The sequence below is a fragment of the Nosocomiicoccus ampullae genome (genome assembly GCF_001696685.1).
GTDB lineage: Bacteria > Bacillota > Bacilli > Staphylococcales > Salinicoccaceae > Nosocomiicoccus > Nosocomiicoccus ampullae_A.
In genome coordinates, this window is record NZ_MBFG01000008.1 from 1 (window position 1) to 23224 (window position 23224).

Here is a 23224-nt window from a genome sequence, read left to right on the forward strand (position 1 = left end):
ATTAAGCTAAAATTAAAAGGCATGTCTCCTGAAGAATTCAGGAAACATACCTTACAATCTGCTTAATTCCAAAAGTCCAACTTTTGGGTAGCACAACATCTAGGCAGGAGTTTTTATTATGAGAAACGGGTATGAGTAATGAAACAGTTAGAAATGAGGTTGTATATGAAAATCGCAATTGTCGGTGCAGGCATGGCCGGCATCGGAACACTTCGCTACTATATTGACCATATCGATAATCCTGATATGGAAATTTATATATTCGATGATTCAAATGCTGCAGGGACTGGATATCCATTCGGTCCAGATGATGACGCACTGCTACTCAATCAGCGACTAAAAAAGATGACACTCGCACCGTGGGATGATAAAAAAGAATACGTCAAATATTTAAAGAAACATGATCCGGACTTATTACAGCATGAATTTATTACGCGACCAGAATTTGGTGAGTATTCTAAAGACGTATTTTTAGATTACATAAAAGATAGCCGAGTGACGTTCGTACCGACAGTCGTCGATGATATCGATGTAATAGAAAAGACGTATATCATACATGCAGATGAAAAATACGAAGTCGATATCGTACACTTATGTATCGGTCAGTTACCTCAAACGGATATTTATAATTTAAAAGAAATTGAAAAATATATTAGTACACCGTTTCCGATAGAACGCAATAGTGACGTGTTATTAAACGCGAAATCTGTCGGAGTGATTGGGACAAACTTAACGTCACTCGATATTATTATGTATTTACATCACAATAACTATAAAAACGATATTTTAGTGACGTCACGAAGTGGCACAGTGCCCTTCATTAGAGGAAATGAAGCGGAAGTCGATATCGACGTAGAAGCGCTAAAACAAAATAGAGACATCACGATTCAAACAATCGTCGATATATTTAAAGAAGAAACGAAGAAGCAAGGTATAGATTTTCATCTTTTAACAGAGCTCAATGACATGCCGGTCCTCGATTCTCTCACATATCAACTCGAACATTTAGATACGCTCGGTGTAGTTCAACAAATCGCTGAAGCAATGTCAGAAGTACTTCGAGAAGTGTGGAATCATTTGTCCATAGAGGATAAAAAGTACTACATTAAGCATATAAAAGGGACGCACGGCCAATTAACGGGACCATTTCCGAAAATGACAGCTGAAAAAATCGTAGAACTAATTGAAGCAGGACAATTAACTTACGTATCGGGAGTAAAAGATATTAGTTATGATGACGAGTTTGTTATCAACTCTGAAGATGGTAGTTATTCAGCAGACGTTATGGTGAGTGCGGTCGGTCCAAACTTAAGTGGCGAAAATTTAGCCGATGAAAACAACGCTTCACCTTTAGTGAAGACGCTTATTGAAAAGGGAATTCTACAAGTCGACGAGCTTGGCGGTATAAAGATTACATACCCCGAGTTTTCGGTAATCTCTAAAGCTGGTGTGTTAGATACTATGAAATTATATGGGAACTTAGTATCTACAACACACATCAATAACTCTGGTGTGAACTTAATATTAAAGAAAATACCGCATTCGATTGACAAAATTATCCAATGAATGACGACTGATGTGTTATACTAAAGAAAATAATATAGACATTTCGGGGTGCTACTTTTGTGGCTGAGATTATACCCATTGAACCTGTACAGATAATGCTGGCGTAGGTAACAAATGTTTAGGGCTTCTTTGAGCACTCCGAAATTATGAAAATAATTAAGGAGTGCTTTTTTTGTTTGATTTTAAACCGGGGTTTCCGCTTCAATCGAGCCCGCTCGTGAACTGTATTACGAATCAGATTTCTATCGAAATGATCGCGAACAGTTTACTCTATGTCGGTGCAAAACCGATTATGGCGGCTCATATCGAAGAACAAGATGAAGTGATTCAAGCTGTAGATGCGTTGTTTATTAACTTAGCGCGTTTACCATACAATGAAGCGAAGCATTTGTTACATGCAGCGACACGTGCGAATTCTCATAAAAAGCCAGTCGTTGTTGATTTAGTCGGATACGGCGTCAGTCAGTTTAGAAATAGTATCGGTGACGCACTCGTTGATCTTAAGCCGGCAGTAGTTAAAGGCAATATGTCTGAAATGCGTGCATTTTGTAAACTGAAGAGCCATGGCCGAGGGGTAGATGCTGGTGAAGAGGATACGAAAGCGGACCGTTTAGAGGAATTAATCGACGCGTTAAAAGATAAAACACTAGAGCATGAAAACACAGTCTTCTTAGCGACAGGTCCAGTCGATATTATCGTCAGTAAAGATCATGTAGTGAAACTATCGAATGGCGTTGAATATAACGGTCAATTTACTGGAACTGGAGATACTGTCGGTGCATTAGTTGCTGCGAATTTAGGTAGTGGTCTTCATCCTGTAGACGCATGTATTAACGGAGTCAGTTATTTTAACATTTGCGGTGAAGTCGCAGCAGAGAAAAGTCGTGGTCTTAACGAATTTAGATTTCATTTATTAAACGAGTTATCTCTATTAAAAGATACAGATTGGACGAAAGAAGTTAAAGGAGAATACGTATGACATTCGATTTAAGTTTATATTTAGTGACAGGACGCTATGATTATAGCGATGATGAGTTTTTATCGATCATTGAAGAAGCGTGCAAAAATGGGGTCACAATCGTACAACTACGAGAAAAAGAGTTAACGACAAACGCGTTTTATAATCTCGCCGTTAAAGTAAAAGAAGTGACGGACAAATATAACGTGCCACTTATTATTAATGACCGTGTAGATATTGCTTTAGCAGTTGACGCTGCGGGGGTTCATATCGGGGATGACGAGCTACCTGTACATATTACTCGACAAATTATAGGTGACGATAAAATACTCGGTGTCACTGTAAAAACAACTACTCGAGCGATAGAAGCAGAGAGAGGTGGCGCAGATTATTTCGGCGTAGGGGCATTCTTTGATACAAACACAAAAGAAACGATTGTTCAGTCGAAAGAAGCGTTAGTCGAGGTCATTCAACATACGAACGTGCCATCTGTTGGGATCGGTGGTCTTAAAGAAGAAAACATAGACGTATTAAAAGACACAGGAGTAAAAGGTGCAGCTATTGTATCTGAAATTATGTTAGCAGAAAACGTTGCAGAAAAAGTAAGTGGTTTAAAACAAAAAATAGATTATATTTTGGAGGACAATTAGATGATTAACTCAACACCACAAGCAGTTACAATCGCAGGTTCAGACTCTGGAGGTGGCGCAGGAATTCAAGCAGATTTAAAAACATTTCAAGCGCGTAACGTATTTGGAATGAGCATTGTCGTCGCACTCACTGCACAAAACACAAAAGGCGTACAAGACGCGTATTATGTACCGACAGAGTTTATTGATGCACAATTTGATTCTCTCGCAGATGATTTTAAAATCGGTGCGTGTAAAACAGGTATGCTCGCAAGTGAGGCACATGTAAAATGTGTTGTAGAAAACTTAAAAAGAGTCGATTTTGGACCGTACATATTAGATCCCGTGATGATAGCAAAAGGTGGTCATAAATTACTCGAAGACGGCGCAATTGACTCAATAAAGTCAGAATTAGTACCACTTGCAACGGTCATTACACCGAACATTCCAGAAGCGGAAGTGTTAACAGGCTTAACGATTCAATCTGGAGAAGATATGGTTGAAGCGGCGAATTACTTAAAAGCACTAGGGGCAGAAAACGTCATTATTAAAGGCGGACACCGTGATGATTCATATGCTGAAGACTTCGTCAGTTTAAAAGATGAAGAGTTTTGGATGCGCGGCACACGTATCGATACAAATCGTACACACGGTACAGGGGATACGTTCGCAGCGTGTATCGCATCTGAACTTGCTAAAGGAAATGATCTAAAAACGTCAATTATTACGGCGAAGAGTTTTATCCAAAGCGCGATTGAAGAAGGTATCGAAGTTGGTCACGGACATGGTCCCGTAAACCACTGGGCAGAGGTAAAAAATAGTATTGAAATTATCGAAAAATAAAAAAAGGGAGTTCCATTCGGAACTCCCTTTGTCATGCGATTATTCGCCTAATTTACCAAGTTTGTCTTTTGCCTTTTCAGATGCGTTATCAATTGAATCTTTCGCTTTACCAGCAGCTTGATCTGCTTTACCTTCGAATTCTTTACTCTTATCGTTTAACGCTTTACCAGCTGTTTCTTTTGCTTTACCTTTTAATTGATCTACTTTACCTTCAAATTTACTCATTCATATCATACCTTTCATTTTTGAAGTACTAGATATATACCCGGTCTATATGTTTTAAAACATCGAACCGTAAAAAAGTTAGATATTTGAAGTTGTAAGTTCATCGTAAGACATATTATCGTAAGTGTCTTTATCTAATGTACCGTCAGTTTTTGCTGTTACAGTACCTGCGACCATAGAGTCACTAACGTTTAATGCTGTACGTCCCATATCGATTAACGGCTCAACAGAAATTAATACTGCTGCGAGTGCGACTGGTAAGTTCATCGTACTTAAAACGATAATGGCAGCAAACGTCGCACCGCCTCCTACACCAGCGATACCAAGGCTTGTAACTACGATAACGACGATTAACGTGAGTATAAACTGTAAGTCAACATTCACTCCAGCAACTGGTGCAACCATTATCGCAAGCATTGATGGGTAAATTCCTGCACATCCATTTTGTCCAATCGATAATCCGAAACTTGCAGAGAAGTTTGCAACACTTGACGGAACACCGAGACGTGTCGTTTGAGTTTGAATATTTAACGGTAACGCACCTGCACTTGAACGTGACGTAAATGCGAATAGTAACACTTCAGCCGTCTTTTTAACGTAAGTGATTGGGTTTAATCCTGTAAATGCAATAATAATTAAATGAACGATAAACATCGCAATGAGTGCAACGTAAGATGCCACGACGAATAAGCTTAAATCAACTAAAGCTCTAAAGTCACTTGTTGCAACAGTATTTGCCATAATTGCTAAAATTCCGTATGGCGTTAAGCGTAAAATAATTTTAACGAGTTCCATGACGAAATCGTTGAGGATTAAAATCCCCTCTGATAATTTGTTTGCACGTACTTCATCGTGTTTTTTAAACTTTAATAAACTATATCCGAGTAGTGCTGTGAAAATTACGACCGCAATTGTCGAAGCACCACGCTGACCTGTAAAGTCTAAAAATGGATTTGCTGGAATCAGTTGTGTAATTTGTTCTGGTAACGTTAACCCTTCAATTTCTGAAGCTGTAGATTCAATATCTAAACTACGTGCGTTTTCAGCTTCCCCTAAATTAATACTTGAAGCGTCTAAGTTAAATGCGATAGCTGTCGTAATACCAATTACCGCAGAAATTGCAACGGTAATGAGTAAAATCGAAATCGCCTTAACTGCAGACTTTAAAAATTTCTCTCTAACTTCTAATTTCGCAAATGCACTTAAGATTGATACGAAGATCAGTGGAATAACGATCATACGTAGTAATCGAATGAAGCCATTTCCGATGAGGCCCATCCAACCTGTCGTTTGAGTCGTAACGTATGAATCAGCACCATATAGAAGCTGAAGAATTCCTCCGAATACTAAACCAATACCGAGTGCGATTAATACGCGGTATGAAAATTTAATATGTTTTTTTTGCATGAAAAAAACTCCAACAAGGAGCGCAAAAAATACAACTAGATTTATAATAATAAATGTAGCGTCCATGAATAACATCCTTCTTAAAATTTTGATAAATCGATTATAGGACATTTTTAATTCCTAGTAAATAGATATGTTTTGAATTAATAAAATATTTTTTGGGTATAGTATAAAAATGGAGTGATGATATGAATATATTTTTAACTTTAAATAAAAGTTATATAGATGGAAAATTTGTTGAAGGCGACAGTGGAGAAGTATTTCAGTCGTTAAACCCGTTTGACGACTCGTTGGTTGCAGAAATTCCGCTCGCGAGTTTAGAGCAAACGAACAAGGCATTTGAAGTTGCGGATAACAGTGAATGGAAACACAATCCGAAACAACGTAAGAAAGTACTTAAAAATCTTATCAAACTATTTATACAGCATAGAAAAAATATCGTAGACGTTTTAATTAAAGAAGGTGGAAGTACGTTTGTTAAAGCAAATGCTGAATACGTTGCGACGATTAATATTTTAAGAGAATCTTTAAAATTAGTAGAAAAAATCGGACATGTTGGAAATCGTTCATCGCTTATACCTGGTAAGAAAAACTTAATTTACCGCTCACCAAAAGGAGTAGTGTCGTCTGTTGCACCTTTTAACTTCCCCTTACATTTATCGATGCGTACGATTGCGCCAGCACTAGCGTTAGGGAATGCGGTCGTCCATAAACCAGACGTTCAAACAGGAATCGTGAGTGGGGCGATACCGGCAGTATTATTAAGAGAAGCGGGAGTACCGAGTAACGTTTTTCAGATGGTGTTAACTGAACCGAAACTTGTTGGTGAGGTATTTTTTACGCATGAGAAAATTAATGCGATTAGTTTTACAGGATCGACTGCAGTTGGTAAACACATTCGTAAAGTAACAAACGATAGATTTATATCGACAGCGCTAGAACTTGGCGGGAATAGTCCTTTTATCGTTATGGATGATGCGAATTTAGATCATGCAGTACGTGCGTTAATTCCTGGGAAATTTTTACATTCCGGTCAAATATGTATGAGTGTAAATCGAATCATCGTTCATGAATCAGTATATGAAGAGTTTATAGATAAATTTAAAGCGGCAACTGAAAATTTAAAAATGAGTGTCGAACACAATAAAGTTGGAATCATCGGTCCGATTATTAATAAAACACAGCTTGAAAAAACTAAGAAATTTATCGAAATGGCAAAAGAGTCTGGAGAAATGGTCTTAGAAGGCGAAGTGAAAGGTAATTTTGTCACGCCGTTTATCTTTAAAGATATTAAAAATGATAGCGAGATCGCGCAAACTGAATTATTTAGTCCGATTGGGTTAATTATAAAAGCTAGTTCTAACGATGAAGCAATTCGTTTTGCAAACGATACAGATTACGGATTATCGGCTGCGATATTTACTGAAGATGTTGAAAAAGGTCAAATGTATGCGGAACAAATAGAAAGTGGTATGGTACACGTCAATGAACAAACGGTTCTTGATTTTCCGAATATACCGTTTGGTGGCGTTAAAAATAGTGGTATGGGACGTTACGGGAATCCATATGTGTTAGAAGATTTTACAGATTTAAAATGGATGAGTACTCAGCGTGGACCATTGCCATATCCGTTTAATTAAAAGAAGACTGCAGCAGAGCTGCAGTCTTTTTTATGGTTTAAATAAGAACATTTCTCTCGTATATTTTGGTAGAAACTTTAAGCATAGTTTATCGACGATAAATGCAGCAATGACAGGAACGATGAGATACGCCACTGTAAGTTTAGCGATATTCATACTTGTACTCCCGTCCATTAACGCTAACGAGTTAATTGGACCAACTAATCCTGTGTGACCAAAACCTGCTGACATTGGTGTTCCTTGTACATTCATGAAGTAACCTGTCGCACCGACGATAATTCCGTTAATGACTAACGGAACCGCGATAATTGGGTTTTTGAAGTACACTGGCATCATCATTTTACCTGTACCGATGATGAGAGCGATGATCGTACCTTTGTTGTTAATTCCAATTGAGCCAAATAAAAACGTCATACATGCTGTTAAAATTCCTAAGTTCGCTGCACCACTCGCTAGTCCAGAGAGACTGACAACAGTCGCAATCGCAACGAGTGAAATTGGTGTTGCGAGAAATGCAGAGTAAAATACACAAATTAAAATCGTCATGAGAAGCGGATTTAAATCTGTAAAGTGCGCAATTAATTCACCTAAACTTGTCGTCACAAGTTTTGAGTACGGTAAGATCATTAATCCGATTAAACCGGGAACGACACCACCGAGAAACGGTAAAAATACGATGTTCAGAGATCCGAGTTTATCGCCAATGAATACGATAATAGCCGCTGCAATAATGAGCGTAATTAAAACGTTAATTAAATCTCCCATTCCTTGTAAACGGACACCCGTTTCTTCAAAGACTAATGCTCCAGAACCGATTAACGCTGCTCCACCTAAAATAACGCTACGAATTCCGTCAAACTTTAAGTTCATCCCCGCTAATACACCAATAATCACTGACGTAATTAACTGAAACGAACTGACTGCATTACCGATCGTTATAAAGACGTCAGAATAACGCCCAAAAAACTTTAGTACTTCTCCGAGTAATGCACTAGAAATTAATGCAACGACGATACCAATCGCCATCCCATTTAATATATTAAAAAAGAAATCCTTTTTAGACATTTTCATACGAAAGAATCACTCCGTAATATGTATTTTTCATAATCATATCCCTTATATGGTGAATAAACAATATGTATTCTTGGAAAGTTGAATATAATTTTTATAGATACAAAATAAAAAACCCTACCGATATAAAATCGGTAAGGATAATTTTAGAATACATTGTCTGGATTTTCTCTTTCCATATCTGTATTTGGATGTTCTTCTACGTGTTCGTAATATTCTTCTAACTTATCTTGGTCTGGCGTAATTGTAAGTCCTAAGTTTCGTCTTTCTAAATCTGCGTCTTTATAAAAACTAATTGTCATCAGAATGATAACAATACTAAATGGGAAAGCAGATATAATCGCTGCTGATTGTAACGCTCCTAGACCTTCGTCACCGCCCGTGAGCAATAGTACAAATGCGATGAGTGACAGTAATACTCCCCAAATGACTTTAATTCCTTTAGGTGGTTGTAACGTTCCGTATGACGTTTGCATACCTAAAACGAATGTCGCTGAGTCCGCTGATGTAATAAAGAATATCGATACTAATAGTATTGCGATTGTTGAAAGTACGACACTTAGTGGTAATTCATTAAATATCGCAAATAACTGTGTTTCTGGTGGTAACGCTAATATGCTGTCTGAATTTTGAGCGACAGTAATTCCTGTCGTTCCAAATACACTAAACCAAATTAAGCTTACGATTGTTGGAACGAGTAATACTGCAATAACAAACTGTCTAATTGAACGTCCTTTTGATACACGTGCAATAAATATACCAACGAAAGGACTCCAACTGATCCACCAACCCCAGTAGTAAATGGTCCAGCTTTTCAGCCATTCAGATTTTTGCTCATAGAGAGGGGCTACGTCGAAACTGTTTTGTAAAAAAGTTCCGAGGTAAGATCCTGCAGTTGTTGTCATCATATTTAAAATAAGAATCGTTGGCCCTATGAAAAATAGAGCAACTAATAATAGTACTGCAAGTGACATATTAATGTTACTTAAATATTGAATCCCTTTAGATAATCCACTCCAAGCGCTCGCTAAGAATAGAATAGTAACAACAAAAATAATGACAAACTGTACTAAAATATTTTGAGGCACATTAAATAAATAATTCAGACCTGCGTTAATTTGTAACGTACCTACACCTAAAGATACCGCAACCCCAATAACAGTTGCGAATACCGCAAGTACGTCGACGACTGTACCTAATGGACCATCTACTCGATCTCCAAAAATAGGTCTTAACGTTTTAGACAGTAAACCATCTTCGTTCTTTCTAAACTGGAAGTATGCGAGAGATAACGCAACGATTCCATATACCGCCCACGGATGGAATCCGTAGTGGAATATCGTTGAACGCATTGACTCCATGAATGCTTCTTTAGTTTCTCTGTCAGTTGATGGTGGTGCTAGATAATGGGAAATAGGTTCTGATGCCCCGTAGAACACAAGGCCGATCCCCATACCGGCACTGAATAACATCGCTAACCAAGAAATTGTCCTGAATTCAGGTTCGTCATTCGGTTTACCAAGTTTTAATTTTCCAATCGGACTAAATATTAAAAATACTGAAAATAAAATAATTACCGTAACAAGTATCATGTAATACCAACCAAAAGTAACTGTAATATAGTTACTTAATGCTCCAGTCATTTCACCGAATCTTGCTGGCATAAACATACCAAATAAAACAAGAATTAGTACTAAAATTGACGCGTATTTAAACACTGGTGATATTTTTTGCTTACTTTTCTCGGTCATTTTAACACTCCTTTTTTATACACAAGTATATAGACTAACATATTGATACTCATAATAAAAGGGTATTTGAAAATAAAGTAATAATATCTAGTCTAATCTATTGTATTTCTTATTTAAAATTATTATAATTAAGTGTAGATAGAGCATTAAATTAAATGATAATTTTCTAAATTAGTAGGTGAACAACTTTGAAAAAATGGCTACAAAATAAAGGCTTTCGAAATACGGTTATTTGTGCATTCCTTATTATTATAGGGATTGTACTTCAGTACCAAGGCCTTGAAAATGTTGCGATTCCAGTATTTATTGCTGCTTTTTTAATCGGGGGATATTATAGCGCAAAAAACGGAATCGAAGAACTGATTCACGACAAACATTTAAACGTAGACGTACTGATGATTTTAGCTGCCGTTGGTGCATCGATCATCGGTTATTGGATGGAAGGTGCACTGTTAATTTTCATTTTCAGTCTTGCTGAAGCAATGGAATCGATGGCAAACGAAAAAAGCCGAAACGCGATTTCTGAGTTAATGAACTTAACGCCAGACGAAGCACGTCGTTACAATGAAAACGGCGAAATTGAAGTCGTTCCAACTGCTGAGCTAAAAGTTGGAGATCAAGTTCAAGTGCCACGCGGTGAAACAATTCCAATTGACGGAAAACTACTTTCAACTGACACGGTTGTTAACGAAGCATCTGTTACAGGTGAATCCGTTCCTGTTGAAAAAGTAACAGGAGACGAGGTCGTCGGGGGGACGATTAACGAAGGTAACAGAATCGATATGGAAGTCACAGTTGAAGACAGTAACACGTTATTTGCTAAAATTATTCGACTTGTCGATGAAGCGCAGTCTTCACCAAGTAAAACAGCGAGTTTTATTGAGTCAATTGAAGATACTTATGTAAAAGTTGTATTAGTCGGGGTTCCGTTATTTATCGCTTTAGCGTACTTTGTACTCGACTGGGGTTGGACAGAGTCGTTTTACCGTGGGATGGTACTTTTAACAGTTGCGTCACCATGTGCATTAGTCGCAAGTGCAACACCTGCAACACTTTCAGCAATTTCAAACGCTGCACGTAACGGAATGGTGTTTAAAGGCGGTCAAACGATTGACAACACGAATGCGTTAAATGCGATTATATTTGACAAAACAGGTACGTTAACAGTCGGTGAGCCTGCTGTTACAGATGTTTATTACGTAGATGGTGTCGACCACGCACATGTCGATGAGGTTATTAAAAGTGCGGAATCAGGATCTATGCATCCAATTGCAGTAGCGATTTTAGATTACTTAGAAGACACGCCACTCATTGAACTCGATCACGTTGAGGATATTACAGGTAAAGGATTCTTAATTCAAAACAAAGGTAGCGAATGGAAAGTCGGAAAGCATAGTTATGTGTTAGATGAATCTAATATTCAGCTATCTGAAGAAGTGAAGCGTGTCGTAATTGAAAAAGAATCGACAGGAAACACGGTAATTTTCGTGAGTCGTGATAACGAGTTACAAGCGTTTTATGCGCTAGAAGACGTCGTGAAAGAAAATGCGAAAATTGCGATTGAAAAACTTAATAACATGGGTATTCAAACGATTATGGTTACGGGTGATAATGAAAATACCGGAAAGCATATCGCAAAACAAGTTGGTATTAAAGAAGTTCATGCAAATAAAATGCCAGATGAAAAATCTTCTATATTAGATGAATTAAAAGAAAAATATGGTAACATCGGAATGGTTGGAGATGGTGTAAACGATGCACCGGCGTTAGCGAAATCTTCAGTTGGATTTGCGATGGGTTCAGGAACAGATATCGCAATGGAAACAGCAGACGTCGTACTTATTAAAGACGACTTAACGATGATACCGTACTCTATAGGATTATCTAAAAAGATGAAACGAATCGTCATTGCGAACGTTTTATTTGCAATTGCGGTCATCGCGTTACTCATCATTGCGAACCTTTTCCAAGCAATAAACTTACCACTAGGAGTCATTGGCCACGAAGGATCAACAATTCTAGTTATATTAAATGGTTTAAGATTATTAGCGTATAGAGATTAAACATTTGTATTCTTGATGAATAATAGCTTATAATAAACGTACATATAAACGTACGTTTGGAGTGAAGGATATGGAAATTATTACACCCACAAAGGCTAGGGAAAATTTTTATAATATTTTAAAAGAAGTTAATGAAAGTCATAGTCCAATAGTTATTAGTGGTAGCAAATCAAACTCTGAAGCAGTCCTTATTAGTAAAGAAGATTGGGATAGTATTAATGAAACGCTATATTTAGAAAATAACGGTGTATTAAATGTAGTTAGAGAACGAATGGAAGATAATAGTGGTTGGACAGATATTGACGATATCAATTGGGATGAGCTATGAGCGTAACACAGTATAAAGTTATTATTAAAAATAGTGCAAAGACCGATTTGAAAAAGATTAAGCAATCAAACTTAAAGTATAACTTTATGAAGATTATAGAGACATTAAAAAATGATCCCTTTAAATCGACACAATCATTTAAAAAGCTCGTACCAAAAAGTGAGGGAAGATATTCTAGAAGAATTAACCATCAACACAGAGTGGTTTATACAGTAAATGAAGATGAGAAAATCGTCTATATTTACTCATGCTGGTCTCATTATGAATAAACGCCGAGTACAGTTGTACTCGGCGTTATTTTATTTGTTCTTACGTTTACTAAATGATTGATGTGCCTCGGCGATGTCGATTGTTTCATCTGCTAAATTATCGAGTCGGTGCAAGATGTTAACGTCTGTGAGTCGCTTTCCTTCGTATGCTTCTGGTGTGATGAATACATATGATGATAGTACGTGTGCTTTCATGTAGTTTAATATTGGCTTCAGCATCATTTCTGCAACTAAGAAATGTCTATTGGATCCTGCTGTTGAGACGATGGATACTGTTTTTCCTTTTAAGCCATTGATTGGTAATAGGTCGAATAAGTTTTTTAGAACTGCAGGGATTGATGCTTGGAACACTGGGAATCCGATAACGATGACGTCAGCGGCTAACATTTTAGAAATAACTTCTTTTGTGTCACCCGACCAGTCTTCATAATGACGACCATCTGCTAAGTTGAGTGTTTTATCTTTTAAATCGATCATCTCGATATTATGAGTATTATAATGTGTTTCAAAATAATCTGTGACGTATTGTAAAGCAGTTGCCGTTTTTGAACCGACATTCGCTCCAGCTAATACTAGTATATTCATTACGTTCTCTCCTATAAAATTATCAATTATATCGTATCATTTTCTTGGTGTATTGTAATATATGACGATTAAAATCAGTCAAATTGTTGATGAAAATGTCAGCGATTTTTTTAAAATATTTAAGAAATCGCTACCATTTTTTGTTTTAATCGCTATAATTAAAAAGAGATTATTATTAGGGGGATTTTCAATGAAGGAAAGTAAACTAGAATCACCAAGACAGATTAACGTCTTTTTAGCAATTATACCGTTCATTGTTATGATCTTTTCGATGTATGTTGCGGTGGTTAAATTTGAAATTGATCCGCACGTGCCGTTAATTCTCGGTACGGCAACTGCTGCGATTGTCGCTCTTATTTGTGGTTATAAGTGGGATTCACTTGAAGAATTTATGTATAAAGGAATCAAACTCGCACTACCGGCTGTCGTTATTATTATTTTAGTTGGTCTCGTCATCGGTTCTTGGATCGGTGGAGGTATTGTTGCGACGATGATTTACTACGGTTTAATTTTATTAAATCCTAAATATTTCTTAGTCACGATCATGCTTATCTGTGCATTAGTTGCACTTGCGATTGGAAGCTCATGGTCAACGATGGCGACGATTGGTGTTGCTGGTATGGGTATCGGTATGTCGATGGGGATTGAACCTGCGATGATTGCCGGAGCTGTTATATCTGGAGCTTATTTTGGAGATAAAATGTCACCGCTATCAGACACGACAAACTTAGCTGCTGGTTTAACACACGTACCGTTATTCGATCACATTAAACACATGTTTTACACGACGATTCCAGGACTTATTATTTCTATAATTGTATATTTAGTTATCGGTCTTAAAGTAATTGGTAACCAAACGTTAAACGATGAACAAGTAAATGGCATGCTCAGTGCGATGCAAGATAACTTTGTCATTTCACCGTGGCTATTTTTAGTACCAGTCATTGTTATCGTTTTAATCGTATTAAAAATGAGTGCAGCACCTGCGTTATTTATCGGTGCGTTGCTCGGAGTACTTGCTCAAGTATTTGTTCAAGGTGGATCACTCAGCACGTCGATTGACGTATTAACAAATGGATACGCTTTAGAAAGTGGTAACGAAAGTGTAGATAAACTATTTAACCGCGGTGGGTTACTCGATATGATGTACACTGTGTCGATGACAATCGTAGCGATGACTTTCGCAGGAATTATGGAATACTCAGGCATGCTTCAATCGATTATGAACCAAATTTTAAAAATCGCAAAAGGAACATTTGGTTTAATTTCAGCTACACTTGCTTCAGCGTTTTTCACAAACGCAACGTGTTCTGAACAATATATTTCAATCGTTGTACCGTCAAGAATGTACTTAAAATCATATATAGACAATAAACTACATCCGAAAAACTTATCTCGAAGCTTAGAAGATGGTGGTACGTTAACGTCAGTATTCATCCCGTGGAATACGTGTGGGGTATTTATATATGTAACGTTAGGAGTGTACGCTTGGGATTACGGCCCATACGCGATTTTAAACTTCTCTGTACCAATTATTGCACTCATTTTAGCTGCGACAGGTATTGGTGTTAAATATATTACTGACAGCGAAAAAGAAGAGTTCTTAGAAGATATTTACGGTTCAGAACAAGCGAAACCAGCAAGCAATGAGTTATAATATACGTATGAAACATATTATTAAACTCATTTTAAGTATCTTTTTTGTGTTTTTCATCAGCATATTTACTGATAAAAAACGCGCAAAATAATGGATCGGAGCTGATGGTGTTGAAACGCTATATCATGTTGATGTCAATGTCACTACTTTTAGCTGCATGTTCAACGAATACAGATACAAAAGAGCCGTCCGAAAACGTCGAAGAACCAAAAGATAATATTGAAGAGAAAGATGTAGATAAAGATATGACAAAAACACGTTACATCGTCTCGTTTAATCGTGACGTTACATTAGAAGACCTAAAAGAATATGGTGTAGAAGAATCAGATGTGATTAATGAGATGGACAACATGAACATGAAGACAATCGATCTCGATGAGTCACAATACGAAAGTTTAAAAGAAGCGCCATTTGTCACGCATATTGAAGCGGATGAAGAAATCGGCATCCCCCCAGGGGAAAAAGAAGATAAATCTGATGAAATGTAATATCACGAAGGCAGACTCCGGTCTGCCTTTTTTGGTACAATGAACCGTGGAGGAGACATATGAGTAAATATTATGCAGTACGTAAAGGGAGAACCCCTGGTATTTATAGAGATTGGGACACTGCAAAGCGCGAAGTGATGGGTTTTAGCGGTGCAGAGTATAAATCATTTAAAACTGAAGATGAAGCACTTCAGTTTATGAATTTAAACAAAAAAGAAGCTATAAAGTTAGATGGGCTTATAGCGTATGTTGACGGGAGTTATGATAAGCGAACAGAACGCGCTGGCTTCGGTGCTATTCTGATTGAAGATGGTAAAGTAATACACGAAGCGTCAAAAGAAATCGCCATTAATAAAGACGACAATTTATGGAACGTCAGCGCTGAAATTGGTGGAGTACTATATGCAGTTAACTATGCGATTTCAAATCAGTACGATAAAATTCACGTCCATTATGACTATGCAGGTTTAGAAAAATGGGCAACGAAAGAGTGGCGTGCAAATAAACCGACAACAAAAGAATATCAGAAGCAAATGGAGCAACTGATGCACCAAATCAAAGTAGATTTTATAAAAGTGAAAGCACACACTGGAGATTTTTATAACGAGCGCGCAGATGATCTTGCAAAACAATCAATTATGGAGGACTAAATGGTGAAAAAATTATTGTTTTTTGACATTGACGGAACACTTTATAATACATCGGTCAAAGTACCAGAATCTACTAAACGTGCGATCGAATCGCTTAAAAAAGATGGACATACGTTAGTTATTGCGACAGGTCGCGCACCGTTTTTATTTAAAGATTTAAGAGAAGAGTTAGGTATTGAGTCGTTCATCGCATTAAACGGACAATACGCAGTCGTTGACGGAGAAGTGATTTACAAAAATCCGATTCCGAGTGACTTGTTAGAAGAAATATCTAAAGACGCTAAAAAACATAACCATCCAGTCGTCTATTTAAACGATACACATATGGTGTCAAATATAAAAGGTCATAGCCGAATCAACGAAGGGTTAGGCTCTTTAAAGTTCGATCAATCACCTGGACATAATGAAAACTTCCACCTTGAAAACGAAGTGTACCAAGGATTACTCTTCTGTACAGAAGATGAAGAAGACTATTATAAAGAAAGATATAGTGAGTTAGACTTTTTAAGATGGCATCGAGTGTCGTTAGACGTAATGCCAAAAGGCGGATCTAAAGCAGAAACAGTTAAAAAAGTGATCGAAAAGCTCGGATTTAATGAAGATGACGTCTATGCATTTGGAGACGGACCGAACGATTATGACATGTTAAAGCTCGTTAAGCACTCTGTTGCGATGGGTAACGGTGTCGATGAAACGAAATCAGTCGCCGAATATGTCACGAGTCACGTCGATGACGACGGATTATATCATGCGTTAAAACATTATAAACTCATTTAAATAAAACTAGCCGTGTCCGTATAAACGGACGCGGCTTTTATAATGGTCGAACGAATATAAATTGTGCGATTGTAGAGGATATATATACGATTTCTCCGTTTGTTTCATTGTATAGTTCGTATGAGTCAAGCATATCATCGAAGTTCTTTACAGTGACGACGTCGTTTATGTTTAAGTTTTGGTTTTTAAAGTAATGTACGAGTCGGTCTTCGTTTACGAAACGCTGGATGACGACGGAATCGCTAATTTTTATGTCCGGTAAGATTTTCGCGTGGCGATCTGCGATTTCCATATCTTCAGGTAAAATTGCTCCGCCATGTGGACAATATTTTGGACGTCCTAGATATTCGTATATTCTTTCAGCGAGTTTATCTGAAGTCGAGTGCTCTAATAGTTCAGCTTCGTCGTGAACCTCATCGATAGAAAAACCAAGTTTTTCAACGAGAAACACTTCCCATAGACGATGTTTATGGACGAGTCGTTTTGCTTCTTCTGCGCCTTCAGCGGTAAGCATACTTCCGTGATACGGCTTTAAATCGATCCAGCCGATTTTAACTAGGCTGTTCATCATCTCAGTAACAGTTGGTGGTGAAATATTGAGTTTTTGAGATATCGATTTATTAGATACTCTAGAAAACTCGCCACCGAGTTCATATATGATTTTTAAGTAATCTTCTCTCGTCGGACTCATGTATAAACCACCCTTCGTTATGTAACTTAATTATGCAATGAATATTAATCTCGTGCAACATTCGTTTATTTTATCATTTAAATAGGATACGTTATAATGTAAGAATAGAAAAATATGTTCGAAAAAAGTTAAGGAAGTGTATGAATATGACAAGAATGATAGACATCATTACAAAAAAACGTGACAATATCGAATTATCAAAAGAAGAGATTAAATCGTTTGTTCAAGGATATACAAATGGAGATATCCCAGATTATCAAGCATCGAGTCTACTGATGGCAATCTTTTTAAACGGTATGACAGAAGATGAAGTTGCAACGTTAACGATGGAAATGGTTGAGTCTGGAGACCAAATCGACTTATCTGGAATCGAAGGGTTTAAAGTAGATAAACACTCGACAGGTGGTGTTGGTGATACTACGACGTTAGTATTAGCACCACTCGTTGCAGCAGTTGGCGTTCCAGTGCCTAAAATGAGTGGAAGAGGGCTAGGGCATACAGGTGGAACGGTTGATAAGCTTGAAGCGATGGAAGGATTCCATGTTGAATTATCTCAAGAAGAATTTATCGATCTCGTAAACAAACAAAAACTTGCACTAGTCGGACAATCAGGTAACTTAACTCCGGCAGATAAGCTGATTTACGCTTTACGTGACGTTACAGGAACAGTAAACTCGATCCCACTAATCGCAAGTTCGATTATGTCTAAAAAAATCGCAGCAGGTGCAGATGGTATCGTTCTCGACGTAAAAGTTGGTGACGGCGCATTTATGAAAAACGAAAAAGACGCAGAGGCACTCGCACATACGATGGTACAAATTGGTAATAATGTCGGACGAAATACGATGGCAGTTATTTCAAGCATGGAAGAGCCACTCGGTTATGCGATTGGTAACGCGCTAGAAGTGATTGAAGCAATTGAAACGTTAAAAGGGAAAGGTCCAGAAGATCTTACGGAATTATCGCTTGTCCTCGGTAGTCAAATGGTTGTCCTTGGTGGTGGTGCAAATAGTTTAGAAGAAGCACGTGGACTATTAGAGAAAGCAATCGAAGATGGTTCGGCACTTGAAAAATTTAGACAACTTATCGTTAGTCAAGGTGGTAACGGTGACGTGATTGATGACTACAGTCTATTACCTACTGCTGAATATACGATTGAAGTAAAATCAGACAAAGCAGGATACGTCACTCAAATTGAGTCTGAAAATATGGGTATAGCAGCATCGATTTTAGGTGCTGGACGTGAAACGAAAGAAAGTGAGATTGACTTAGCGGTCGGTATCGTTCTAGAGGAAAAAGTTGGAGATAAAGTAGAAGTTGGAGACACACTAGCAGTGATTCACTCTAACAAAGAAAATGTGGATGACGTCATTTCACGCGTTAAAGATTGTTATACGTTTGGTGAAGAAGAAGTTCATCCAATACTCATTAAAAAAGTGATTACAGAATAGAGGTGTATATATTGAAACGATGGATTCCGCAATATGACAAGCTTAGAGAAACATCAAAAGAAAAAGTAGATGCACAGTTAAACGATTTAGATTTAGAAAAAATAAAATCTGTCTATGAAGATGTTTATGTAAATCAGACGGCGTTTGATACGTCAAACGTTGAAGAAGTCCCGTACGTGACAAAAGAAGAGTTAGACGTAGAAGCATTAGAACGTTTAGCACATACATCGATTGAAAACGGAAAAGTCGCGGTACTTTTAATGGCTGGTGGACAAGGGACACGCCTCGGGTACGACGGTCCGAAAGGTACGTTTATGTTTGACGACGTATCGCTTTTTGAACTTCAAGCGCGTCAAATCTTAAAATATAAAAAAGAAGACGTGTTAAACGTTCATTGGTACATTATGACGAGCGACATTAATCACGATGAAACAGTTCAATTTTTCGAAGAAAAAAACTACTTCGGATTACCAAAAGAAAATGTTCACTTCTTTAAGCAAGAGCATTTTCCGTCTCTATCAAAATCTGGAGAGTTACTATTAACTAAAGATGAAGAAATAATGATTACACCGAACGGAAACGGTGGAATATTTAGTGCCCTTAAAGCGAGCGGTATGCTAGAAGATATGAAAACGCGTGGCGTTGAAGCGGTATTTATGAATAACGTCGACAACGTCGTCGTAAAAGTACTCGACGAAGTACTTGTCGGACTTCATTTAGATGAGGAAAATGAAGTGACGTCAAAATCGATCACGCCTAAACTAAATGAAAGTGTCGGTCGACTCGCGTTACTTGACGGTAAGAAAACAGTCGTTGAATACACTGAAATTCCTGACGGAGAAGATGCGTCATTTACAAATGGAAATATCGGTATTCATGTATTTAGTATCCCGTTTATCGAGAAAGCGGCAGAGGCGGATATGCCATATCACCTCGCGCTTAAAAACTTGGAATTTTTAGATGATGATTTAAAGTTAGTAAAAGAAGAAGCGTTAAAATTTGAAAAGTTCTATTTCGACGCATTTATCGTTGCAAATAAACATAAAACGCTTCAAGTGGACCGTGCAGGAGAATTTTCACCACTTAAAAACAAAGAGGGTCAAGATAGTGTGGAAACAGCGCGTCGTGATCTTGAGAGGTACGAACTGATATAGATGAAAGAAAATAATATCTCTGTTGAAAAAACTTTAAAACACATTATTCCTTTATCGTTTGGTGAAGAAGTAGGAAATAGCGTCAGTCACGGTGTCGCAACATTTCTATTTATATTTTTACTTCCTTTTACTGCGATATATATGTATGTAGAAGGTGGGGCAATGCATGCGTTTGGCGGTAGCGTGTATGTCATTTCAATTATTACAATGTTTTTATCGTCGACGATTTACCATATTATGGCACCAGGCACACATCACAAATATGTCATGCGTTTAATTGACCATAGTTGTATATACATTGCGATTGCCGGTACGTATACACCAGTCGCGCTTAGCGTTATCGGTGGATTTTCTGGATATACGGTTCTCATACTCCAGTGGGGTGCAGCCATTTTAGGTGTACTATATAAGACGTTAAGCCCAAAAGTCAGTCCAAAAATTAGCTTAGCATTTTATCTTGTGATGGGATGGATGATTGTACCGTTTTTACCTGCTGTATTATTTGGTACAAATATTATGTTTTTAGTCATGCTTTTTATAGGTGGCGTATTATATACAATTGGCGCATGGTTCTATGCGCAAAAAGATAAGCGATACTTCCATATGATATGGCACTTCTTTATAATTATCGCGAGTGTCGCTCATTATATCGGTATCGTGTTCTACATGATTTAACATAAAATCAGACTTCATACGCATTTTATTGCATGAAGCAATCGCTTATTATGATAATATAAGTTCAAATAGCGATTATCGAGAGGGGATTTTAAATGATAACAGAGTCAGAAGTACGTCAAATAGTGGAGAGTGTAAACGATCCGATTTTAAACGTACCGATTTCTGAAACGAATGGTATCGAATCAGTCAAAATAATAGAAGATAAAGGACACGTCAGCTTAAAGATTTTAATTGGACGTTTAGGGGGACAAGAACAGTTAGACTTACAAATTAAAATCGTTAATTTATTAAAAGAAGCGGGCGCTAACAGTGTCGGTCTTCGTTTTGACGAATTACCAGAAGAAGAAATTAATAAACATAAAGCGACGATGGGTAACCAATACGAAAGCCAGTTTGATATGGAGAAAACGAAGTTCATCTCTGTAGCATCTGGTAAAGGTGGCGTTGGTAAATCAACGGTTACGGTAAACCTTGCGGTTAAATTACAAAAGCTTGGTAAAAGAGTTGGAATCATCGACGCAGATATATACGGGTTTAGTGTGCCGGATATGATGGGGATTTCAGAGCAACCCGAAATTAAAGATAAAAAAATTATTCCGGTTGAACGCTTCGGGGTTCAAGTTATTTCTATGGGATTCTTTGTTGAGGAGAATACGCCTGTCATTTGGAGAGGGCCAATGCTCGGTAAAATGTTAACGAGCTTCTTTAAAGAAGTAGAATGGGGCGACCTAGACTATCTTCTACTCGATTTACCACCTGGAACAGGAGATGTGGCGCTCGACGTGCATCAAATGTTACCTGAAAGTAAAGAGATTATCGTAACGACACCACATCCAACAGCAGCATTCGTTGCAGCTCGTGCAGGAGCGATGGCAATTCATACGGATCACGAGATTTTAGGTGTTGTAGAGAATATGTCTTACTTTGAAAGTAAAGAAACAGGCAATAAGGAATATATATTCGGTAAAGGTGGCGGACAAAAACTCGCGGAAGAGTTAAACGTGCCGTTACTCGGGCAGATTCCACTTGGCCAACCAAACTTTGACAAAGAAGACTTTGCACCGTCCGTTTACCTTGAAGGTGAAATTAGCGATCATTATGAGAAAATCGCAAAACGCATTATCGAGGAAGAAGAATGAGTTCAAAATATGTTGTTAAGTTTTACTTTACGACGTTAATTATCGGTGTGATTGCGTCTACATTTATCAGTCTGTTTACAGAATATGAAAATGTCACGAGTCATTTGTTTAAAGGGGACTTTTCTGAGTTTTTCGTCGGTTTAATATGGATTATAGGATACGGACTTATTATCGCGACTGTCGCGCAAGTCGTTTTCTATATATACTTATTCATTAACCCACTTGGACTCGGGATATTTAGAAGTTTTTGGCCATACGTACAAATACTTCTTATTATGTATGCGATATTCGATCTTTTCTACTTAAGATTTTTCAAAGTTGGAAAAGATCACGGTTCAACGTTTGAGTTTATATGGATACCAATAATTGTCGTAATTGTTGGATTCGTAGTCGCATATGTTAAAAATAAACAAGTCGAAAAGAATATCTTTATACCATCGTTATTCTTTATGATATTTATGACGTCGTTAACACTACTACCATTTATATCAGTAGAAGATACGACTTGGATTTACCGTTCGATATTTACTGTACTCATATTAAATGCGTACCAATTACTTAGATTGCCAAAATATATTGAAGCATCTAGAGAAGATAAAATCGCACGCGGTATCGTTAACAAAGACAAATAAAAGACTATAACTTTAGAGCGCTACACCAGCGCTCTAAAGTTTTTTAAAAAGATATATTTTTACGCTTGACCATTTTTTGTTTACTTGCTATTATATAAAAGTCGTCAAAATCAAGAAACGACAGACGCACGAAAAATAAATTTTAAAATATCAAAAAATAACTTGCTTTAATTTTTTGAACGTGCTATAGTAAATATTGCGCTTTTCAAAAGCGCGACAAATGAACATTGAAAACTGAATGACAATATGTCAACGTTAATTCCGATAAAAAGAAGTTACTATTAAAAGTAACAAGAACTAGAGCGACTAGTATAAAACGCATTTTATAAAGAGCTAGAAAACTCTAACTATTATGGAGAGTTTGATCCTGGCTCAGGATGAACGCTGGCGGCGTGCCTAATACATGCAAGTCGAGCGCGACTTCTTATACCGAACCTTCGGGTTCACTTTAAGAGTCGAGCGGCGGACGGGTGAGTAACACGTGGGCAACCTGCCCTTAAGACTGGGATAACTACGGGAAACCGTAGCTAATACCGGATAACACTTTTAAACATAAGTTTAAGAGTTAAAAG

General features: G+C 37.4%; 23 protein-coding genes and 1 riboswitch. Of the genes, 17 read left to right on the forward strand and 6 right to left on the reverse strand.

Annotated features, from left to right (window positions below):
* Nucleotides 1–138: 138 nt before the first annotated feature.
* The 4 genes from BBS29_RS04830 to thiD all read left to right on the forward strand — a co-directional run bounded on the left by BBS29_RS04830 (nucleotide 139) and on the right by thiD (nucleotide 3996).
* On the forward strand, nucleotides 139–1566 hold the full coding sequence (locus BBS29_RS04830) for an FAD/NAD(P)-binding protein (protein ID WP_084778855.1): 1428 nt from the start codon (nucleotides 139–141) through the stop codon (nucleotides 1564–1566).
* Nucleotides 1567–1600: 34 nt separating this feature from the next.
* Nucleotides 1601–1695, forward strand: a riboswitch (TPP riboswitch).
* Nucleotides 1696–1738: 43 nt separating this feature from the next.
* Entirely contained in the window at nucleotides 1739–2545 is an 807-nt protein-coding gene (locus BBS29_RS04835) for a hydroxyethylthiazole kinase (protein ID WP_143861263.1), read from the forward strand.
* Nucleotides 2542–3174: a thiamine phosphate synthase gene (thiE, locus tag BBS29_RS04840; protein ID WP_068129515.1), complete on the forward strand. Its 633-nt coding sequence runs from the start codon at nucleotides 2542–2544 to the stop codon at nucleotides 3172–3174. The genes BBS29_RS04835 and thiE overlap by 4 nt, the downstream gene beginning before the upstream one ends.
* On the forward strand, nucleotides 3175–3996 hold the full coding sequence (gene thiD, locus BBS29_RS04845) for a bifunctional hydroxymethylpyrimidine kinase/phosphomethylpyrimidine kinase (protein ID WP_068129517.1): 822 nt from the start codon (nucleotides 3175–3177) through the stop codon (nucleotides 3994–3996).
* A gap of 39 nt (nucleotides 3997–4035) precedes the next feature.
* On the opposite strand, the gene BBS29_RS04850 is transcribed toward thiD, so the two are convergent.
* Both BBS29_RS04850 and BBS29_RS04855 read right to left on the reverse strand, forming a co-directional pair.
* Nucleotides 4036–4221 (reverse strand): CsbD family protein, encoded by a 186-nt coding sequence (locus BBS29_RS04850; RefSeq protein ID WP_068129518.1) that lies wholly within the window; start codon nucleotides 4219–4221, stop codon nucleotides 4036–4038.
* Nucleotides 4222–4299: 78 nt separating this feature from the next.
* Nucleotides 4300–5694, reverse strand: coding sequence for an L-cystine transporter (locus BBS29_RS04855; RefSeq protein ID WP_068129520.1), 1395 nt, complete (start codon nucleotides 5692–5694; stop codon nucleotides 4300–4302).
* Nucleotides 5695–5816: 122 nt separating this feature from the next.
* Between BBS29_RS04855 and BBS29_RS04860 the strand changes: the two genes are divergently transcribed.
* Nucleotides 5817–7268 (forward strand): aldehyde dehydrogenase family protein, encoded by a 1452-nt coding sequence (locus BBS29_RS04860; RefSeq protein WP_068129523.1) that lies wholly within the window; start codon nucleotides 5817–5819, stop codon nucleotides 7266–7268.
* Between the two features lie 30 nt (nucleotides 7269–7298).
* On the opposite strand, the gene BBS29_RS04865 is transcribed toward BBS29_RS04860, so the two are convergent.
* A complete protein-coding gene (locus tag BBS29_RS04865; RefSeq protein WP_068129524.1) occupies nucleotides 7299–8339 on the reverse strand; it encodes a PTS transporter subunit IIC in 1041 nt (346 codons plus the stop codon).
* 146 nt (nucleotides 8340–8485) lie between these two features.
* On the reverse strand, nucleotides 8486–10090 hold the full coding sequence (locus tag BBS29_RS04870; protein ID WP_068129525.1) for a BCCT family transporter: 1605 nt from the start codon (nucleotides 10088–10090) through the stop codon (nucleotides 8486–8488).
* A gap of 188 nt (nucleotides 10091–10278) precedes the next feature.
* On the opposite strand from BBS29_RS04870, the gene BBS29_RS04875 reads away from it, so the two are divergent.
* The 3 genes from BBS29_RS04875 to BBS29_RS04885 all read left to right on the forward strand — a co-directional run bounded on the left by BBS29_RS04875 (nucleotide 10279) and on the right by BBS29_RS04885 (nucleotide 12750).
* Nucleotides 10279–12153 carry a heavy metal translocating P-type ATPase gene (locus BBS29_RS04875; RefSeq protein ID WP_068129526.1) on the forward strand — a complete coding sequence of 625 codons (1875 nt, stop codon included), beginning with the start codon at nucleotides 10279–10281 and terminating at the stop codon, nucleotides 12151–12153.
* 70 nt (nucleotides 12154–12223) lie between these two features.
* Nucleotides 12224–12481: a type II toxin-antitoxin system Phd/YefM family antitoxin gene (locus BBS29_RS04880; RefSeq protein WP_068129527.1), complete on the forward strand. Its 258-nt coding sequence runs from the start codon at nucleotides 12224–12226 to the stop codon at nucleotides 12479–12481.
* On the forward strand, nucleotides 12478–12750 hold the full coding sequence (locus BBS29_RS04885; RefSeq protein ID WP_068129529.1) for a Txe/YoeB family addiction module toxin: 273 nt from the start codon (nucleotides 12478–12480) through the stop codon (nucleotides 12748–12750). Before BBS29_RS04880 ends, BBS29_RS04885 begins: the two co-directional genes overlap by 4 nt.
* A 30-nt stretch (nucleotides 12751–12780) precedes the next feature.
* On the opposite strand, the gene BBS29_RS04890 is transcribed toward BBS29_RS04885, so the two are convergent.
* Nucleotides 12781–13335, reverse strand: coding sequence for an NADPH-dependent FMN reductase (locus BBS29_RS04890; protein ID WP_068129530.1), 555 nt, complete (start codon nucleotides 13333–13335; stop codon nucleotides 12781–12783).
* A 190-nt stretch (nucleotides 13336–13525) separates the two neighbouring features.
* Here BBS29_RS04890 and nhaC point away from each other — a divergent pair, with 190 nt between their 5' ends.
* The 4 genes from nhaC (at nucleotide 13526) to BBS29_RS04910 (ending at nucleotide 16907) form a co-directional block, all read left to right on the forward strand.
* Nucleotides 13526–14992 (forward strand): Na+/H+ antiporter NhaC, encoded by a 1467-nt coding sequence (gene nhaC, locus BBS29_RS04895; protein WP_068129548.1) that lies wholly within the window; start codon nucleotides 13526–13528, stop codon nucleotides 14990–14992.
* Between the two features lie 131 nt (nucleotides 14993–15123).
* Nucleotides 15124–15480: a hypothetical protein gene (locus BBS29_RS04900; RefSeq protein WP_218836838.1), complete on the forward strand. Its 357-nt coding sequence runs from the start codon at nucleotides 15124–15126 to the stop codon at nucleotides 15478–15480.
* A gap of 59 nt (nucleotides 15481–15539) precedes the next feature.
* Nucleotides 15540–16130, forward strand: a complete 591-nt coding sequence (locus tag BBS29_RS04905; RefSeq protein ID WP_068129534.1) for a ribonuclease H1 domain-containing protein — start codon at nucleotides 15540–15542, stop codon at nucleotides 16128–16130.
* Nucleotides 16131–16907 carry a Cof-type HAD-IIB family hydrolase gene (locus tag BBS29_RS04910; RefSeq protein WP_068129537.1) on the forward strand — a complete coding sequence of 259 codons (777 nt, stop codon included), beginning with the start codon at nucleotides 16131–16133 and terminating at the stop codon, nucleotides 16905–16907. It abuts the gene before it with no gap.
* Between the two features lie 37 nt (nucleotides 16908–16944).
* Here BBS29_RS04910 and BBS29_RS04915 read toward each other — a convergent pair whose 3' ends face one another.
* The gene (locus BBS29_RS04915) at nucleotides 16945–17598 is read right to left on the reverse strand and encodes a metal-dependent transcriptional regulator (protein ID WP_068129539.1); all 654 of its coding nucleotides are present in this window, start codon (nucleotides 17596–17598) and stop codon (nucleotides 16945–16947) included.
* A gap of 146 nt (nucleotides 17599–17744) precedes the next feature.
* On the opposite strand from BBS29_RS04915, the gene BBS29_RS04920 reads away from it, so the two are divergent.
* From BBS29_RS04920 to BBS29_RS04940, 5 genes are all read left to right on the forward strand, one after another.
* Complete coding sequence (locus BBS29_RS04920) at nucleotides 17745–19049, forward strand: pyrimidine-nucleoside phosphorylase (RefSeq protein WP_068129540.1); 1305 nt, start codon at nucleotides 17745–17747, stop codon at nucleotides 19047–19049.
* 8 nt (nucleotides 19050–19057) lie between these two features.
* Nucleotides 19058–20203 carry a UTP--glucose-1-phosphate uridylyltransferase gene (locus BBS29_RS04925; RefSeq protein WP_084778861.1) on the forward strand — a complete coding sequence of 382 codons (1146 nt, stop codon included), beginning with the start codon at nucleotides 19058–19060 and terminating at the stop codon, nucleotides 20201–20203.
* The gene (gene trhA / locus BBS29_RS04930; protein ID WP_068129544.1) at nucleotides 20204–20878 is read left to right on the forward strand and encodes a PAQR family membrane homeostasis protein TrhA; all 675 of its coding nucleotides are present in this window, start codon (nucleotides 20204–20206) and stop codon (nucleotides 20876–20878) included.
* A gap of 95 nt (nucleotides 20879–20973) precedes the next feature.
* Nucleotides 20974–22020 (forward strand): Mrp/NBP35 family ATP-binding protein, encoded by a 1047-nt coding sequence (locus BBS29_RS04935; protein ID WP_068129545.1) that lies wholly within the window; start codon nucleotides 20974–20976, stop codon nucleotides 22018–22020.
* Nucleotides 22017–22652: a KinB-signaling pathway activation protein gene (locus tag BBS29_RS04940; RefSeq protein ID WP_068129547.1), complete on the forward strand. Its 636-nt coding sequence runs from the start codon at nucleotides 22017–22019 to the stop codon at nucleotides 22650–22652. The genes BBS29_RS04935 and BBS29_RS04940 overlap by 4 nt, the downstream gene beginning before the upstream one ends.
* The last annotated feature ends 572 nt before the right edge of the window (nucleotides 22653–23224 follow it).

Coding starts and splice junctions, on each gene's coding strand:
- BBS29_RS04865 (WP_068129524.1), bottom strand. CDS start 8,339: ATGAAAATGTCTAAAAAGGATTTCTTTTTTAATATATTAAATGGGATG.
- BBS29_RS04860 (WP_068129523.1), top strand. CDS start 5,817: ATGAATATATTTTTAACTTTAAATAAAAGTTATATAGATGGAAAATTT.
- BBS29_RS04905 (WP_068129534.1), top strand. CDS start 15,540: ATGAGTAAATATTATGCAGTACGTAAAGGGAGAACCCCTGGTATTTAT.
- trhA (WP_068129544.1), top strand. CDS start 20,204: ATGAAAGAAAATAATATCTCTGTTGAAAAAACTTTAAAACACATTATT.
- BBS29_RS04935 (WP_068129545.1), top strand. CDS start 20,974: ATGATAACAGAGTCAGAAGTACGTCAAATAGTGGAGAGTGTAAACGAT.
- BBS29_RS04885 (WP_068129529.1), top strand. CDS start 12,478: ATGAGCGTAACACAGTATAAAGTTATTATTAAAAATAGTGCAAAGACC.
- thiE (WP_068129515.1), top strand. CDS start 2,542: ATGACATTCGATTTAAGTTTATATTTAGTGACAGGACGCTATGATTAT.
- BBS29_RS04910 (WP_068129537.1), top strand. CDS start 16,131: ATGGTGAAAAAATTATTGTTTTTTGACATTGACGGAACACTTTATAAT.
- BBS29_RS04830 (WP_084778855.1), top strand. CDS start 139: ATGAAACAGTTAGAAATGAGGTTGTATATGAAAATCGCAATTGTCGGT.
- BBS29_RS04915 (WP_068129539.1), bottom strand. CDS start 17,598: ATGAGTCCGACGAGAGAAGATTACTTAAAAATCATATATGAACTCGGT.
- BBS29_RS04900 (WP_218836838.1), top strand. CDS start 15,124: ATGTCAATGTCACTACTTTTAGCTGCATGTTCAACGAATACAGATACA.
- BBS29_RS04880 (WP_068129527.1), top strand. CDS start 12,224: ATGGAAATTATTACACCCACAAAGGCTAGGGAAAATTTTTATAATATT.
- BBS29_RS04940 (WP_068129547.1), top strand. CDS start 22,017: ATGAGTTCAAAATATGTTGTTAAGTTTTACTTTACGACGTTAATTATC.
- thiD (WP_068129517.1), top strand. CDS start 3,175: ATGATTAACTCAACACCACAAGCAGTTACAATCGCAGGTTCAGACTCT.
- BBS29_RS04890 (WP_068129530.1), bottom strand. CDS start 13,335: ATGAATATACTAGTATTAGCTGGAGCGAATGTCGGTTCAAAAACGGCA.
- BBS29_RS04920 (WP_068129540.1), top strand. CDS start 17,745: ATGACAAGAATGATAGACATCATTACAAAAAAACGTGACAATATCGAA.
- nhaC (WP_068129548.1), top strand. CDS start 13,526: ATGAAGGAAAGTAAACTAGAATCACCAAGACAGATTAACGTCTTTTTA.
- BBS29_RS04870 (WP_068129525.1), bottom strand. CDS start 10,090: ATGACCGAGAAAAGTAAGCAAAAAATATCACCAGTGTTTAAATACGCG.
- BBS29_RS04855 (WP_068129520.1), bottom strand. CDS start 5,694: ATGGACGCTACATTTATTATTATAAATCTAGTTGTATTTTTTGCGCTC.
- BBS29_RS04850 (WP_068129518.1), bottom strand. CDS start 4,221: ATGAGTAAATTTGAAGGTAAAGTAGATCAATTAAAAGGTAAAGCAAAA.